This window comes from Sphingomonas sp. R1 (assembly GCF_025960285.1).
In the GTDB taxonomy this organism is placed as follows: Bacteria; Pseudomonadota; Alphaproteobacteria; order Sphingomonadales; family Sphingomonadaceae; genus Sphingomonas.
In genome coordinates this window covers 3,170,341-3,185,955 of sequence record NZ_CP110111.1, presented here as the reverse complement: position 1 = coordinate 3,185,955, position 15,615 = coordinate 3,170,341, and the positions used below count along the sequence as shown (strand labels likewise).

Sequence of the window (15,615 nt, the reverse complement as noted above, 5' to 3'; positions counted from 1 at the left end):
GGAGCAACCATGAAGCCTACTATATTCTTCACGGCAGTGATGGGCGCAGCGACTCTATGTCTCGGCGCGTGCGACAAGTCGTACCGCAACGAACAGGGCAGCGCCTCTTCGGGCGCCGCGGCATCTAATCAGTTGAACGCCTTCATCGCGGCCCATAATCGCTTGCTTGGCTCTTTTGGGTACACCGAGCAGGCGGCAAAATACCGCAAGGCTGATGTGGCACACGCCGCGACCGATGGCGAGTTTCTCGTCGGCGCCGGAATGATTGATCAGGGCATCGAGCAGCTGAAGGCTGCTCGCGCGCTATCGGGTGCTTCCGCTGAGCTTGAGGGGGCGGCCGAGGCTCTAATCCGCTCCTTGACCAAAGTGCGAGCGCACCTCGCGGACCTTTCCCCCTATTATACGAGCAAGGCCTATCTGAATGATAAGCTGGCGCGGGGGCGTAAGGAAGATCCGCAGATGCTCGCCGAGCTCGATGCTGCCGATGCGGACCTGAAGCGGTTCGGCGAGATGCTCGACCGCGAAACGCTGAAGCGAGACACTGCCGCGATCGAGAAGCTGAAGGCTGACGGCGATATGCTGGGCTACAATCGCCGTCTGGCGATGTTCCGCGCCAACGGCATGATCAAGCACCTCGTCAGCTCCCCGGCTCCCGACGCTGCCCTGTTCGCCCGCAGCGATGCAGACGCTGCAATCATCGACCAGGCGATTGCCGCCGCGCACGCTGCCGCAGCCAAGTCTGACGGGAAGGACCCGCCAGAACTACACTTCCTCTCTTCGATGCTCGGGAGCTACCGGACTTTCAAGGAGACGCGCCGCTCTACGCATGCTGAGCAGATGGTGGCGAGCTACAACCACGCCGTCGAAGCCGCCAGCTGGTGAGGTCGGGGTGGGTCACCGGCTCCATGCCTTCCTCGCGACCATCTGGACCGCCTCCACGGTGGGCATGCCTACTTGACGCAGCGGACGAGATCCGACGATCGGTCGGACCCTAGCATCCGGGCGCCGTCCGGCGACAGGCGCAGGGTTCCCTTGGAGGGCTCTTCGCCATCGGTCGAGATGTACTTGCTGCTGTACGCGAGGCTGTTCAGCCCGGTCATGCGAACCTGCTTCACCTCTTCGCGTTCCTCGTAGTAGATGATGGCCTTCGCTGTAACGGTGAACCCCGCGCTGTTCTCGCCTCCCCGCAGATTGCAGTCGCCCAGTGTTCGTGCCCACTCCCCTCGGAACTTGGCCGGAATGACAGAGCCAGTCTGGCCGACGGAGCTGCTCGCAAGCGCGGCGGCTGCCGCGAGGATCATTGATAGGCTGTGCATGGTCTTCCTCAACGCGGATCGAGCCAGCCGCTATACCGGCGTGTTGGCTAGACATGAAGAGCGCGGTTCACTTGGCGGGCCGTGCAACGCGCCTGGGGCCGAGTTCAACGCCCCAAGCGTGCGGACGCGATGCGGACGGGCAACCATCAACGACGGGCAACGTCGCTCACACGGGCTCTGCTGCGACAGTTCCGTCGACGCCCGGATGAAAATGCGAGCGTTCCTGCCACTCCCGTGGCGTACAGGCGTATCGCCGTTTGAACAGTCGGTGGAAGTGTGACATGTCCGAGAAGCCAACGGAGAAGGCCGTGTCCATCACGCGCTCGTAGCGATAGCTCAGGCGCTCTGCCGCTCTCGACAGGCGGATGCCGTAGAGTTCTTGCGTGAAGCTCAGTTCCGCATCTTCAAACGCCAGATGGCCAGCGCGCTCTGAGACGCCGACTGCAGCCGCCACGTCCCGCATACAGAGGCAGGGATTGGAATAGCGCAGGGCCATGACCTCGAGCATGGCAGCGACACGAGCAGCGCCCAAGGCTGGCCGTGCTAGCCGGTCTTGTTCGTCGGGCCCGGCGGCGCAGAGGCTGGAGACGAGCTCCGCCATATGCCGCTCTGCGAGCGGATGCAGAAAGCCGGTCCTGGCTGCCTCCTCCCAAGCCGTTCGCGCATAGCTGCCGAGCAGCCGCATCACCGTAGTGTCGCCTCGATGCCGTTGCCCAAGTACCGCATCCGGCTGCACACCACCTAACATTGCGCGGCTAAGGCGAACGAGCAGCAGCCGACTTCTGGGCCAGCCGGTGTCGAGCGTCCGGTCGAAGCGTGCCAGCATGCCGTCACCAGCCTGCAGCCTCACGCGTTCTCCATAATGGTCCGTCCAGCCCTCGCCGCTCAGTGACAAAAAGAGAATGAGGTCCTCGTCACCATCACTTAGGCAGAAGGCGTCTCGATTGTTGCGGGTATCCGTAAGATCCACTGTTGCGAGACGCAGCCCAGCTCCTCCGACTGCCGCGAAATCGACGGACAACGTGCCTCCATCGAGCGACGACGGATTACAGCCGGTGAGGGTCTGCCCCATCTGGTCACGCCAAAGCGCAACCCGATCCCGTTCAGGCAGGTCGTTGGTGGAGAAGCGGATCAGCCCCGGGCTGTTCGGTTGGCTGCTCTCCCGTCCATCTTTGTTGCGGTCCTGTCCACGCATGCGGCCAACCCTTTCGCTAGGCTCACAAGATACAAGGCATTGCGAATCGTAGAAGCGACTGCAGCAGACTGGCGCCGAACTCCTGTGGAGTCACCGATAACCTGCGCCGCTGCGATGAATAGCGAGGGAGGAGCGCGAAATGGGGGTAAATCTTCAGCCCGACGACCCGATTACCAGCATTCGGGTTGTCACGCACACTGCGGACAAATTCGCCGCTGGCACCGATGACAACATCTACATTCGCCTGATCGAAATCCCTAACGCCACGAAGGCGTATCAGTTCAGACTGACCGGCAATGGATCGAACCGATTTGAGGTAAATTCGACCGACTGGAGCTGGGCTCCAGCGAGCTATTTCGCCGGCTTCGTAGTGAACGACATCAGCATCGTTCAGCTCTACAAGGACGCCGACTCCATCTACGGCGGATGGGCCTTCGACAAGATAGAGATCTATGTGAACGAGCAGCCCATCTACGCCACGCCGGAGGGCCAGGGCGTCGTTTGGCTGGAGGACGAAAGCCCGCATCGCCATTGGACGGCACCGAACTTCCATCGTGTCGAGTTCACAAAACCTAAGATCAACGGCACGGGCAAGATCCAGGCGAAGCCCGGCGGAGCCATAAGCCACGAATTCTCCGCGACAGGAGGTAGGCTCGATCTCAAGTGGAGCCTCTCCAAGCCAGCTACCAGCGGCTGGTCTCCGCCTACCATCACCATCACGGACAAGCGGCGCATCCTGATCTCAGGCGTCGGAGGTCCGGACGGCACGACCTGGCAAGGTACTCTCAGCGTCACCGACGCGGATGGCAGAAGCTCCTCCAAGACGATCAGCATCGCGAGCCTGAGCAAGCTTCCGGCTCCCACGATCTCTGACATCTCACCCGAATTTGGCTGGGTGGATGCTCCTCCCGCGGGCCCTGGCGCCACCCTTGTCACTATAACCGGTTCCAGCTTCGATGCGCGCGTCGGGCAGACGACGAGGGTCTTCTTCACTGCGGCCGCCGGTGGCACGATCGAAGCCAAGGTGGCTCCCGACATGCTATGGGAGAACATGGTCACCGTGCCGGTCCCGACCGGCGCGGCGAGTGGTCCCATCCAGGTCGTCACCGCGACCGGCACCGCCAACTCGTCTGAGACATTCACAGTTCACCCAAGCGGCTATCGCTTTGCCAGCGGATTTGCATTCGTGAACACGATGAGCGGCGGGGAGGCAGACGGCTTCCCGGACGAGTTCAGCTGGGATCGCTATGTTGAGGCTTATGGCAAGGGCGAGATGTACCTGTTCGGTGCGTTCGACGAAGTGGTGCCCAGCCCCAAAGCAGAGATCTTCTATCACGCTACTCGAGACCTGATCGGAAACGGGTGCTGCCACGGCTTCGCGATGACATCCCTTCGCTTCCGGCAGCGCATCATCTCCGATTACAGCATTCCGGTCGAAGGCAATCCGTACCCGCTGGAATGGTCTCTCTTCGACAAGTCGAACGGCGCGTCGTCACCCGCTCCCGCACTGAGCCACCTCATCCAGGTCGGCCAGCTCGCAATGATGAGCTCCGAAGCGCTCAGCTTCTATACTTCTCGGCTCGTTTCCATCGGCAATGTCGCTGGGGCACCAAACACCATGGACGCGAGGCCTATGCTCCAAGACGTGCGGGACGAACTCAGTCGCGGCTGGATCGACCCTCGCATGATTGCATTCTCCAAGGCATGGAGTCCTCTGGAAGGGCATGTGGTCGTGGCGCACGCCGAATCGAACAACCAGGTGCACGTCTACAATCCAAACAGCCCAGCGAAACGCGAGGGTCCCACGAACGATCCCATCTCCCACTTCGACATAAACCCAACCACGGGCAACTGGTCGTTCAAGTTCGACACCGTGAATGCGCCGTGGCACGGCAAATATTGCTTCACCATCCCGCTGTCGGCATACGGTCACCAGGGCCACTGGTCTCTGGTGACCGTAGCGGAGCTGTTCAACGCGGCCATAGCCTATTTCGGAAGCTGCGTTCCCGGGCCGGGCACGACCGTCGAACCTCTGACCGGCTTGCAGGCTTCCCCTGTCATGGCGCCTCGCCCCATCCATATGATGAACGCGAAGTCGGTCCGACTCCGCGTGACGTCGAGTGACAGGCCAGGTCTTGTCAGCCTGATGCTCGATTCCGGCATTGCTCTTTCCGTCGAGGAGATTCACGGCACGGTGCTGATCGACCTCGACCTGACTGCGCAGACGTTCCAGATTACGGAGGAAGCGCTTGTAAGCGACATTCGTCCGGTTGCTCGAGCAGTTCGGCACGAGAAGCTCGATCCGGTCGCGCGGACCTACGCAGTTCGCGCCTCCGCCGGCACGCCTCCCGGCCAGGTCGGTCTCGCGTGGAAGAAGGACGAGATGCGCCTTCTGGCGAATGTGGCTGCGATCGATCTTCACACGCGCCGTGTGGACCAGCTTGCTCGCGATGTCGCCGTCGAGCTGGTCGCCCTACCGAAGGACCGAGTGACCAACGCGCTCGTAACGATGTTGGACGACGGTGCTCCACATCTGACAGACGTGGGCGGACTTGCTGTCGATCTTGCTACGATCAAGAGGTACCAGCCGCGCCTTCCGTCCCATGTTTCGACCCTCGACGAGATCGCGCCTGCGATCCGCGCCAACGGCCGTGTGGATGGGTCTTCACCTGGAAGAGTGTCCCCGCTCGACCCGAAGGTCGATCCACGCAAGGTGCCCAACCCTCGCATCCCGATCGATCCGACGCATGGCCGCGTCGTCGTTCCACCTGTCGTGCCTCGAATGCCGCTGAAACAGACGGTGGATCTCGGCACAGCGAGCGGAAGCGCGATCAAGGTCCGCTCGGCCACAAAGGCTAGCGCGCAAGTTACTTCGAACGGCCGCCTTCAGCTGTCGGTACCTGCCGGCAACCGGCGCGAATTGCTCGTCGAAGAGGCGGACGGCTACCGTACCTTTCCGCGCTCGGTGATGATCAGCACACCCGATCCCAACGCTCGCTCGATGGCCGCGCATGTTATTCTGGCGGAAGCGCCTGGCATTGTTCAACCTGGTGCCAAAGCGCGCTCCGCTTCGGTGCCCCTCACCCTGGTGGTCGGGAGCGTGTCGGTGAATGCGGCCACCATCGATTTCGCGCCGAGAAAGCGGCGCTGCGGCCCGGGGGTCGACCAGCCGGCCGCTGAACCGGACTTCGCCCTTTCGCAGGCAATGCAAGCGCTCGGCGCCACAGTCACCAAGACCAGTCGCGACCGAGGGGGTGTTACGGTCGCGATCAGCTGGCCACCGGCAGCCGCTCAGTCCGGCCGCCTCGTGCTGGGAAGTCTGATCGCAGATGTACCAGATTTGCCTGGTTCGGCCTGGACCATCGGCGGGTACGCGTATGTCACGACGCCTGAGGGGCAGGAACTGGACGCACGCGTCGTGCCAATCGAGCTGCGGTGTCAAAGCGTAACGAGGGGCCGACCTCCAATACGTGACCGCGGGGGCCGGGGTCCGATCAGTCTACCGCGGGGACCTGTCATCTCGGCTGCCAAGACAGTTGCTCAAGGGGAGAAAGTCTTGCTCAGCGTCTCGCCGCTGCCTGATGGCGTGACCGCAGTGGGCTGGTGGTCCACAAGTATGGGAGGACAGATCGAGATCACGCAGCAGAACGGCACCGAGGCACAGGCGAAAGGCATCCTGGCGGGCCCGGTTCGGATCAGCGCCATGGTCGGTGACCAGATCCTCCATCGCACCATCTGTATTCAGGCCGTGGCGGGCTGGTCTCCCCTCGACGCTGAGGAAACGCCGCAGCCGCCCATTCCCAGCGTTCCCGCACGGACCTTTGACCCGAGTGTTGCCACACTGTCGCAGCGGTTTCGCGATCCCATCTGGAACCCGGACATCTTCAGCAGTCGGGTGGATCTCGGGAAGGGTATAACGTTCAACCCCGGGTCGAAAATGATCCGAGGGGGATGAAGCAGGCGGCGGCCGGCGCGCGCCATGCTCATGAGCGGGTTCGGCAAGATCGCGCAGCATCTCTCGGAAGCGCGAAAACCCGAGGCTTGCAGGTCATTTGATGCCGACAGATGGAACTTGGGGGCGGCTCAGCCTTGCCGCCCCCACAGGCTCACTTCGCCAGCGACTTCGCCATATTGAGGTGCGCAGTGACCGTCGGGATCAACTGTGTGGCGAAGGTGCGTAGCGGCTGAGGCACCCCTTGGTTGGATGCGTTGGCTTTCAGGGCATCAAGCGTTTGCTGATGAGCTTCCACCTGCGCCGTGGCATACGCCTCGTCGAATGCCGTACCATTTAGCGCCTTCAGCCCGTCGAGTTTCTGCTGCTGCGTGGCGGTCAGGGTGGGGTCCGGCGTGATCGCCGGGCTAGCGGTGCTAGCCGCCGACTTCAGCTTCGCCGTCGAATCCGTGTGCGCTTTGATCATGCCTTCTGCGAACTTCTTGATCGCAGGGCTGCTAGCCTGCTGCTGAGCGAGCTGTGAGCTAGCGATCTCGAAAGCATCGCTGGCAGCAGCTGCATTGGCGAACGACTGGCCTGCGGAGGCGGGAGCGGCCACGCCGGAGGTCGAGGTTGATCCGGCACTTGCAGCATTTCCCGTAGCTACCACCGTGTCAGTCTGATGCGTCTCGGTCTTGGATCCGCAGCCTGCAAGTGCAACGGCGGCGACTCCCAGCATCGTCCAGCGAACAGCGTACATTCTTGTCTCCCGTATCGAGCGCGAGCCGCGCAGGCGACTAGGGAACGCGGTCGAGAGGGCGCCGTTCCGCCGAACTCTCCGTCGACTAGGGCGTTGAGCGCGCGAGCGCATGAGCGCCTCAAGGAGATCCACATGAGCATTTTCAGCAGCATCCGCGACCGCATTTTCGGCCACAAACGCGTCGAGGCTCCAGCACCTTCGACCGAGACCAGTCCTTCCACCCCCGTTGCACAGGCCCCTGCGGCCGCACAAGCTGAGGCCGCGCAGCAACCAACGACTTCCGTCGACGTCGGAGCGGTCCTCTCGGAAATGGCAGCGATCAAAGGTGGAGGTGGCAACTATCAGCAGTCCATCGTGGATCTGCTCAAGCTCCTCGACTTGGACTCGAGCCTGGCCGCGCGAAAGGACCTGGCTGAGGAACTGAACGTGCACGCGGGGGCCGATGGAAGCGCCGAACAGAACATCGCGCTTCATAGGGCGGTCATGGCCAAGCTGGCAGAGAACGGTGGCATAGTGCCTGACAGTCTGCGGAACGCCTGATGGCAGGCGCAGAGGCGAGTGTGCCTCTGCGCTTCTCCCTGCAGCGCAGTCGATACGGGCTGCCTGACGGTCATTGGCCGATATCGCGTAACGCATGGACGAGGCAGCGAATTCATCGATGCGCGCGCGTCATTCAGCGGCCAGTGGGCACCTCATCGCTGCTTCCGCCGCTCCTATCCAGCCAAACGCTGAAGCAGAACTCGAACGCCATTGTTCCAAGATCAGATCAGGCGCTCCTGGCGCTATCATTTCTCACGATCGCTTCCTCAACCGAAGGATCCTGACATGAGAGTTCCGTCATCACCTCCAGCAGGGCGGAACGTAGCCTATCGCGCGTGAATGGCTTCGACACCACTCCATTCGCAAGATCGTCGCCGATCACGTCGCGAACATCGGCATTGCCACTGATGATGATCGACCGCAAACCGGGCGCTACGGATCGCACCTGCCGGATCAGCTCCACTCCGGACATCTTCGGCATCGCGAAGTCGGTGATAAGGATGTCCGATGCTCCGGGATCTCGGCGGATTATGTCCAGGGCAGTGGCGGCGTCGCCGCTATGGACCACACTATGCCCCAGATCCTCCAGCATGGCGACGGTCGTCAGCCGCACCGCGTGATGATCGTCGACGAGAATGACCCGCAATGCCTTGGGATCGGCCGCAAGGAACTCGGTCGTTGAAGGACTATCGGCCAAGCGAGCGCAAGCCTCCGGCATCCACAGCTGAACCCGGGTGCCCAGGCCCACTTCGCTTTCAACCCGGACGATTCCACCGGATTGCTTGACGAAGCCGTAGACCATGCTGAGGCCGAGACCAGTGCCTTTTCCGACCGGCTTGGTCGTAAAGAACGGCTCGAGCACCTGATCGAGCTGATGCGGGGGAATGCCACAGCCGGTGTCTCGGACACTCAAGATCACGTAGCGGCCGGGTGCGAGCGTCGTATCGTCGGCTCCCGAGACCTCTGCATTCTCCGCAGAAACAGTAATCACCCCGCCATCTGGCATCGCGTCGCGCGCGTTGATGATGAGGTTCATCAGTGCCAGCTCAAGTTGCGCGGAGTCGGCATAGACGGCTGACATACCTGGCTCGATCTCCCACACGAGCTCTACCAGGCCGCCTAGCGTGTGGGTGAGGAGCTCAGTGACCGTAGTCGAGAGGGCTGACAGCTCGATCGTTGCAGGCGCCAGCTTTTGACGCCGGCTGAACGCGAGAAGGTGCTTCACGAGCTCGGCGCCCTGTTCGGCAGCATGCCGGGTCATGTCGATGACCTTGCGCTGCCCTTCGTCCAGTGCGACGCGCCGCTCGATCATGCTCAAACCGCCAAGCATTGCTGCAAGAAGGTTGTTGAAATCATGGGCGATGCCACCCGTCAGCTGACCGATTGCGTCCATCTTCCGCGCCTGGATCAGTTGGCTTTCCAGCTCCTTGCGTTCGGTCACGTCCAACAAGGTACCCGCGAATTCCAGAGGCTCGCCGAAAGCGTCGCGCAGGAGAACCGCCTGATCCAGAAAATGCTTGTACTGTCCGTCAGCGCACTGCCACCGGTACTCGACCGCGAGGGAACGGCCTTCAGGGCGCTCCACGAGTGCCTGGGTGACCCGCTCGCGATCCTCAGGGTGCAGTCGATCCATCCACAAGGTGGGTGTCGCCTGGATTGCCTCGAAGGCAAAGCCCGTCAGCGCGGCGAAGTTGCCGCTGACGAACTTGGGGACGCGCGGCGACGCGTTCAGTTCTTCCAGGTAGAGGATGATCGGCAGGGACTCGATGATCGCCGCCTGGCGCTGCTCGGCCAGGCGCAACGCCTGCTCGGCGCGCAGCAGTTCGGCGTTCGCCCGCAGATTGGCGTCGAGCAGCGCCTGCTCCTGACGCGCCTTGCGCTGTATCTCCTTCGTCATGGTGAACAGGTCGACGAACACCGCCACCTTGGAGCGGAGCACCACCGGATCGACCGGCTTGAAGACATAGTCGACGGCGCCCATCGAATAGCCGCGCAGCAGATGCTGGTCTTCCTTGTTGACCGCCGAGAGGAAGACGATCGGCACGCGCTTGGTCTGCTCGCGGGAGCGGATGATCTGCGCGGTCTCATAGCCGTCGATGCCCGGCATGAACACGTCGAGCAGGATCACCGCGAACTCGCCCTTCAGGAGGTGGCGCAGCGCCGCCTCCCCCGAATTCGCGACGACGATCTCGGCGACATCCTCGAGCACCGTCGAAATGGCGAGCAGGTTGCGCTCGTCATCGTCCACCAGCAACACTCGTGCTCGCGCAAGCGGCGCATCTTCTCCGCCGGCCGCCAGAAGCGAATCCGCCAGCAAGGTGGTGGTGGCCGCCGTCCCGTTCGCTCGCACCTGCACCTCAGTTCGATTCCGCGACGATCAACGCGACCGCCTGCGACGCTTCGCGCGAGCGAGCGATCCACACGCGCAGCAACGCCATCAGCAGATCGATGTCGACCGGCTTGGCGATATAGTCCGACGCACCCGCGTCCAGGCATTTCTGACGGTCGCCCTTCATCGCTTTCGCGGTGACCGCGATCAGCGGCAGGTCCGTCAGCTGCGAGCGTTGGCGGATCTGCTGCATCGTCTCATAGCCGTCCATCTCCGGCATCATGATGTCGATCAGCGCGATATCGATGCCGTCGGTTGCCTCGAGGATGCCGATGCCCTCGCGACCGCCCTCGGCGTGGAGCACCTGGACCCCGTAGCTCTCCAGCACGCTGGTCAGCGAATAGATGTTCCGGATGTCGTCATCGACGATCAGGACCTTGGCGCCGGCCAGCTCGGGCACCGCGCGCGTGGCTTGCGGCAGCGGATCGGTGGCCTCCGGCAGCAGATCGATCACCTTGGGCCGGTTGCCGATCTGCGCAGCGAGATCGTTGAAGACCGCTGCCAGCACCTCCTTGCCCGCCGGCTTCTCGGTGACGCCGTCCGCCCCGAGGTCCAGCGCCTTCGCCACCTTGTCGGCACCCGAGATGACGTGGATCGGCACGTGCGCGGTCGCAGGATCATGCTTGAGCAGATCCAGCAGCACGAAGCCGTCGATGTCGGACAGGCCGAGGTCGAGGGTGATCGCGTGCGGCTGGAGCTTGCGCACCATCGTCAGCGTGCCGGCACCCGCCGCAGAGACGACCCCCTTCAGGCCGGCGCTACGCGCAATGTCGAGGAGGATCGACGCGAAGGTGGAGTCGTCCTCGACGATCAGCACGAACGGGTCTCCGCCGAGATTGTCGCGGTCGTCGGAGAGGTCGAACGCATTGGGCAGCGCGGTCGGCACCATCGCTCCCGAATTGTCGTAGCGCGCGGTGGCGCCTGGCGAAGCGGGGGTAGCAGGCGCCACCGCATTGAAAGGCGCGAAGAGCGTGAACGTCGACCCCTCGCCCGGCCGCGAACGAACCTGCAGTTCGCCGCCGAGCAGGCGGGCGATCTCGCGGCTGATCGAAAGGCCGAGGCCCGTGCCGCCATATTTGCGGCTCGTGGTACCGTCGGCCTGCTGGAATGCCTCGAAGATCAGCTTTTGCTTGTCCTCGGGGATGCCGATGCCGGTGTCGGTCACGGCGATCTCCATCGCGCTGTCGACGCCGCGCAGCACCGGATGGTTAGTGCTCCAGCCGCTCGTCGCCGCACGGACCCGCAGAGTCACCGACCCGCGATCGGTGAACTTGAAGGCGTTGGACAGGAGGTTGAGCACGATCTGCTGAAGCCGCTTCTCGTCGGTGCGGATGGTGGCAGGCAGGCTCGCATCAAACTGGACGTGGAAGTCCAGGTTCTTGTCCGCCGCCAGCTGGCGGAAGGTCCGCTCCATATGCTGCTTCATGCTGGCCAACGGCATCTCGCCGACTTCGATCGATACGGTACCAGACTCGATCTTGGACAGGTCGAGGATGTCGTTGATCAGGTTCAGCAGATCCGAGCCGGCGCCGTTGATCGTGCGTGCGAACTCGACCTGCTTGTCGTTCAGATTGCCCTGCGGATTGTCCGACAGCAGCTTGGACAGGATCAGCAGCGAGTTGAGCGGGGTGCGCAGCTCGTGGCTCATGTTCGCCAGGAACTCGGACTTGTACTTGGAAGTCAGCGCGAGCTGCTCCGCCTTTTCCTCCAGCGCGCGGCGCGCCATCTCGATCTCGAGATTCTTGGCCTCCACCTGCTTCTTCTCGTTCTCGAGAAGCTGCGCCTTCTCCTGCAGCTCCTCGTTGGTGGCGTGGAGCTCTTCCTGCTTGGTGGTGAGCTCGGTCTGGCGGGCCTGAAGCTCCTGGGTGAGCAGCTGCGACTGCTTGAGCAGGCCCTCGGTACGCATCGTCGCGGCAATCGTGTTCAGCACGATGCCGACAGACTCCATCAGCTGGTCGAGGAAGCTCTGGTGAGTCTCGTTGAACTCGCCGAACGAGGCGAGCTCGATCACCGCCTTCACCTCGTCTTCGAACAGGGCCGGCAGGATGGCGATATTGGCCGGCGACGCATGCCCCAGCCCAGATCCAATGCGGAGGAAGTCGGAGGGGACATTCTCCAGCACGATCGGGCGCTTGTCCGCAGCGGCCTGGCCGACCAGGCCTTCCCGCAGCGCGAACTTCGGCTTGAGCGCATCCTTTCGCTCGGCACCGTAGCTTGCCGCCAGATCCAGCGTGGTCTCGTCGCCGTCGCGGGTGGTGACGTAGAACACGCCGTACTGCGCGTTCACCAACGGCGCCAGTTCCGACATGATCAGGTTGGATACGGTGGTGAGATCGCGCTCGCCCTGCAGCATGCGGCTGAAGCGCGCGAGGTTGGTCTTGAGCCAGTCCTGCTCCGCATTCTTCAAGGTCTGTTCCTTGAGGTTGCGGATCATCTCGTTGATGTTGTCCTTCAGCGCCGCCATCTCGCCCGAGGCTTCCACGGCGATCGAGCGGGTGAGGTCACCCTTCGTCACCGCGGTTGCGACGTCGGCGATCGAGCGCACCTGGTTGGTGAGGTTGGCCGCCAGCTGGTTCACATTGTCCGTAAGGTCACGCCACAGGCCCGCGGCGCCCGGCACGCGCGCCTGGCCGCCCAGCCGGCCTTCGATGCCCACCTCGCGGGCCATGTTGGTCACCTGGTCGCCGAACGTCGATAGCGTGTCGATCATGAAGTTGATCGTCTCCGCCAGCGCGGCGATCTCGCCCTTGGCGTCCACCGTCAGCTTGCGCTTGAGGTTGCCCTGCGCCACCGCGGTCACCACGTCGGCGATGCCGCGCACCTGGTTGGTGAGGTTGGTCGCCATCAGGTTGACGTTGTCGGTCAGGTCCTTCCAGGTACCACCGACGCCCGGCACCTGTGCCTGCCCGCCCAGCTTACCCTCGGTGCCCACTTCGCGCGCCACGCGCGTCACTTCGGAGGCGAAACCGTTCAGCTGGTCCACCATCACGTTGATGGTGTTCTTCAGCGCAAGGATTTCGCCCTTCACGTCCACCGTGATCTTCTTGGACAGATCGCCCCGGGCGACGGCGGTGGTCACGTCGGCGATGTTGCGCACCTGACCGGTGAGGTTCGCAGCCATCAGGTTCACATTGTCGGTGAGGTCGGCCCAGGTGCCGGCAACGCCGCGCACCTGGGCCTGACCGCCCAGCTTGCCCTCGGTGCCGACCTCACGCGCCACGCGCGTCACTTCCGAGGCAAAACCGTTGAGCTGGTCCACCATGGTGTTGATGGTGTTCTTCAGCTCCAGAATCTCGCCCTTCACGTCGACGGTAATCTTCTTGGAAAGATCGCCCTTCGCCACCGCCGTCGTCACGTCGGCGATGTTGCGCACCTGACCGGTGAGGTTGGCGGCCATCGCGTTCACATTGTCGGTCAGGTCCTTCCAGGTACCGCCCACGCCCGGCACCTGCGCCTGGCCGCCGAGCTTGCCCTCCGAACCCACTTCGCGCGCCACGCGGGTCACTTCCGAGGCGAAGCTGTTGAGCTGGTCCACCATGGTGTTGATGGTGTTCTTCAGCTCCAGGATCTCGCCCTTCACGTCGACGGTGATCTTCTTGGAGAGATCGCCCTTCGCCACCGCGGTGGTCACCTCGGCGATGTTGCGCACCTGGCCCGTCAGGTTGCCCGCCATCAGGTTGACGTTGTCGGTCAGGTCCTTCCAGGTACCGCCGACGCCCTCCACCTGCGCCTGACCGCCCAGCTTGCCTTCGGAACCGACCTCGCGCGCCACGCGGGTCACTTCCGAGGCGAAGCCGTTGAGCTGGTCCACCATCACGTTGATGGTGTTCTTCAGCTCGAGGATCTCGCCCCGCACCTCGACGGTGATCTTCTTCGACAAGTCGCCCTTGGCCACGGCGGTGGTCACGTCGGCGATGTTGCGCACCTGGCCCGTGAGGTTGGCGGCCATCAGGTTGACGTTGTCGGTAAGATCCTTCCAGGTGCCTGCGACGCCGGGCACCTGCGCCTGGCCGCCGAGCTTGCCCTCCGTACCCACCTCGCGGGCGACGCGGGTCACTTCCGAGGCAAAGCCGTTCAGCTGGTCCACCATCACGTTGATCGTGTTCTTCAGCTCGAGGATTTCGCCCTTCACGTCGACGGTGATCTTCTTGGACAAGTCGCCCGAGGCCACCGCGGTGGTCACCTCGGCGATGTTGCGGACCTGACCGGTGAGGTTGTCCGCCATCAGATTGACGTTGTCGGTCAGGTCCTTCCAGGTGCCGGCGACCCCGGGCACCTGCGCCTGGCCGCCCAACTTGCCTTCGGTGCCCACTTCACGCGCCACGCGCGTCACTTCCGAGGCGAAGCCATTGAGCTGGTCCACCATCACGTTGATGGTGTTCTTCAGCTCTAGGATCTCGCCCTTCACGTCGACGGTGATCTTCTTCGACAGGTCGCCCGAGGCCACCGCGGTGGTCACCTCCGCGATGTTGCGGACCTGACCGGTCAGGTTGTCGGCCATGAGGTTGACGTTGTCGGTCAGGTCCTTCCAGGTGCCGGCGACACCGTCCACCCGTGCCTGACCGCCCAGCTTGCCCTCGGTACCCACTTCGCGCGCCACACGCGTCACTTCGGATGCGAACGAATTCAGCTGGTCGACCATGGTGTTAATGGTGTTCTTCAGCTCGAGGATCTCGCCCTTCACCTCCACGGTGATCTTCTTGGACAAGTCGCCGCTCGCGACCGCGGTCGTCACCTCCGCGATGTTGCGGACCTGGCCGGTGAGGTTGGTGGCCATGGCGTTCACATTGTCGGTCAGGTCCTTCCAGGTACCTGCCACGCCTTCCACCCGCGCCTGGCCGCCCAGCTTGCCTTCGGTACCCACTTCGCGGGCCACGCGCGTCACTTCCGACGCGAAGGAAGCGAGCTGCTCGACCATGGTGTTCACCACCTTGCCGATGCGGAGAAACTCGCCGCGCAGGGGCCGTCCATCGATCTCCACGGTCATCGACTGCGAAAGGTCGCCCTTGGCGACGGCGCCGATGACGCGGCTGACCTCCGCGGTCGGCTGGACCATGTCGTCGATCAGCTCGTTCACCGCGCGCAGCTTCGTATCCCAGCCGCCCGTCGCCCCGCGCACATTGCCGCGCTGCGTGATCTTGCCTTCCTTGCCTACGACGCGCGAAAGCCGTTCGAATTCGTCAGACATCTCGGCCTCAAGACCGACGACTTCGTTGAACAGCGTTGCGATCTCGCCATCCACCCCCGGCAGATCCTCGGGCAGGCGAACCGAGAAGTCTCCCCGGCGAAAGCTGCGGAGCGCGGCGACGAGTTGGCGACGATCCAGTGCGTCACGAGACAGTTCAGCGTTCACCAATCACTCCTCACACCTTGCTCTCCCCTGAGCGAAGATGTGCGATGGAAAGCCCCCCGGCATAGGGCAGACACATAGCAGCAGCGCAACGATAGGAAAAGCGCGCCTTCTCTGGAACTTGCGACTGTTTG

General features: G+C 63.2%; 8 protein-coding genes. 3 read left to right on the top strand and 5 right to left on the bottom strand.

Going from position 1 to position 15,615, the window contains the following annotated elements:
• The first annotated feature begins 9 nt into the window (after positions 1 to 9).
• Positions 10 to 882 (top strand): YiiG family protein, encoded by an 873-nt coding sequence (locus OIM94_RS15265; protein WP_264607546.1) that lies wholly within the window; start codon positions 10 to 12, stop codon positions 880 to 882.
• Positions 883 to 950: 68 nt separating this feature from the next.
• Here OIM94_RS15265 and OIM94_RS15260 read toward each other — a convergent pair whose 3' ends face one another.
• Entirely contained in the window at positions 951 to 1,301 is a 351-nt protein-coding gene (locus OIM94_RS15260) for a hypothetical protein (RefSeq protein ID WP_264607545.1), read from the bottom strand.
• 181 nt (positions 1,302 to 1,482) lie between these two features.
• Positions 1,483 to 2,511: an AraC family transcriptional regulator gene (locus tag OIM94_RS15255; protein WP_264607544.1), complete on the bottom strand. Its 1,029-nt coding sequence runs from the start codon at positions 2,509 to 2,511 to the stop codon at positions 1,483 to 1,485.
• Positions 2,512 to 2,650: 139 nt separating this feature from the next.
• Between OIM94_RS15255 and OIM94_RS15250 the strand changes: the two genes are divergently transcribed.
• Positions 2,651 to 6,466: a PLAT/LH2 domain-containing protein gene (locus tag OIM94_RS15250; RefSeq protein ID WP_264607543.1), complete on the top strand. Its 3,816-nt coding sequence runs from the start codon at positions 2,651 to 2,653 to the stop codon at positions 6,464 to 6,466.
• 151 nt (positions 6,467 to 6,617) lie between these two features.
• Here OIM94_RS15250 and OIM94_RS15245 read toward each other — a convergent pair whose 3' ends face one another.
• Positions 6,618 to 7,202 carry a DUF4142 domain-containing protein gene (locus OIM94_RS15245; protein WP_264607542.1) on the bottom strand — a complete coding sequence of 195 codons (585 nt, stop codon included), beginning with the start codon at positions 7,200 to 7,202 and terminating at the stop codon, positions 6,618 to 6,620.
• Positions 7,203 to 7,334: 132 nt separating this feature from the next.
• Here OIM94_RS15245 and OIM94_RS15240 point away from each other — a divergent pair, with 132 nt between their 5' ends.
• Positions 7,335 to 7,742 carry a DUF3597 domain-containing protein gene (locus OIM94_RS15240; protein ID WP_264607541.1) on the top strand — a complete coding sequence of 136 codons (408 nt, stop codon included), beginning with the start codon at positions 7,335 to 7,337 and terminating at the stop codon, positions 7,740 to 7,742.
• A 226-nt stretch (positions 7,743 to 7,968) separates the two neighbouring features.
• On the opposite strand, the gene OIM94_RS15235 is transcribed toward OIM94_RS15240, so the two are convergent.
• Both OIM94_RS15235 and OIM94_RS15230 read right to left on the bottom strand, forming a co-directional pair.
• Complete coding sequence (locus tag OIM94_RS15235) at positions 7,969 to 10,098, bottom strand: response regulator (RefSeq protein ID WP_264607540.1); 2,130 nt, start codon at positions 10,096 to 10,098, stop codon at positions 7,969 to 7,971.
• Position 10,099: 1 nt separating this feature from the next.
• A complete protein-coding gene (locus OIM94_RS15230) occupies positions 10,100 to 15,484 on the bottom strand; it encodes a HAMP domain-containing protein (RefSeq protein ID WP_264607539.1) in 5,385 nt (1,794 codons plus the stop codon).
• Positions 15,485 to 15,615 lie beyond the last annotated feature (131 nt).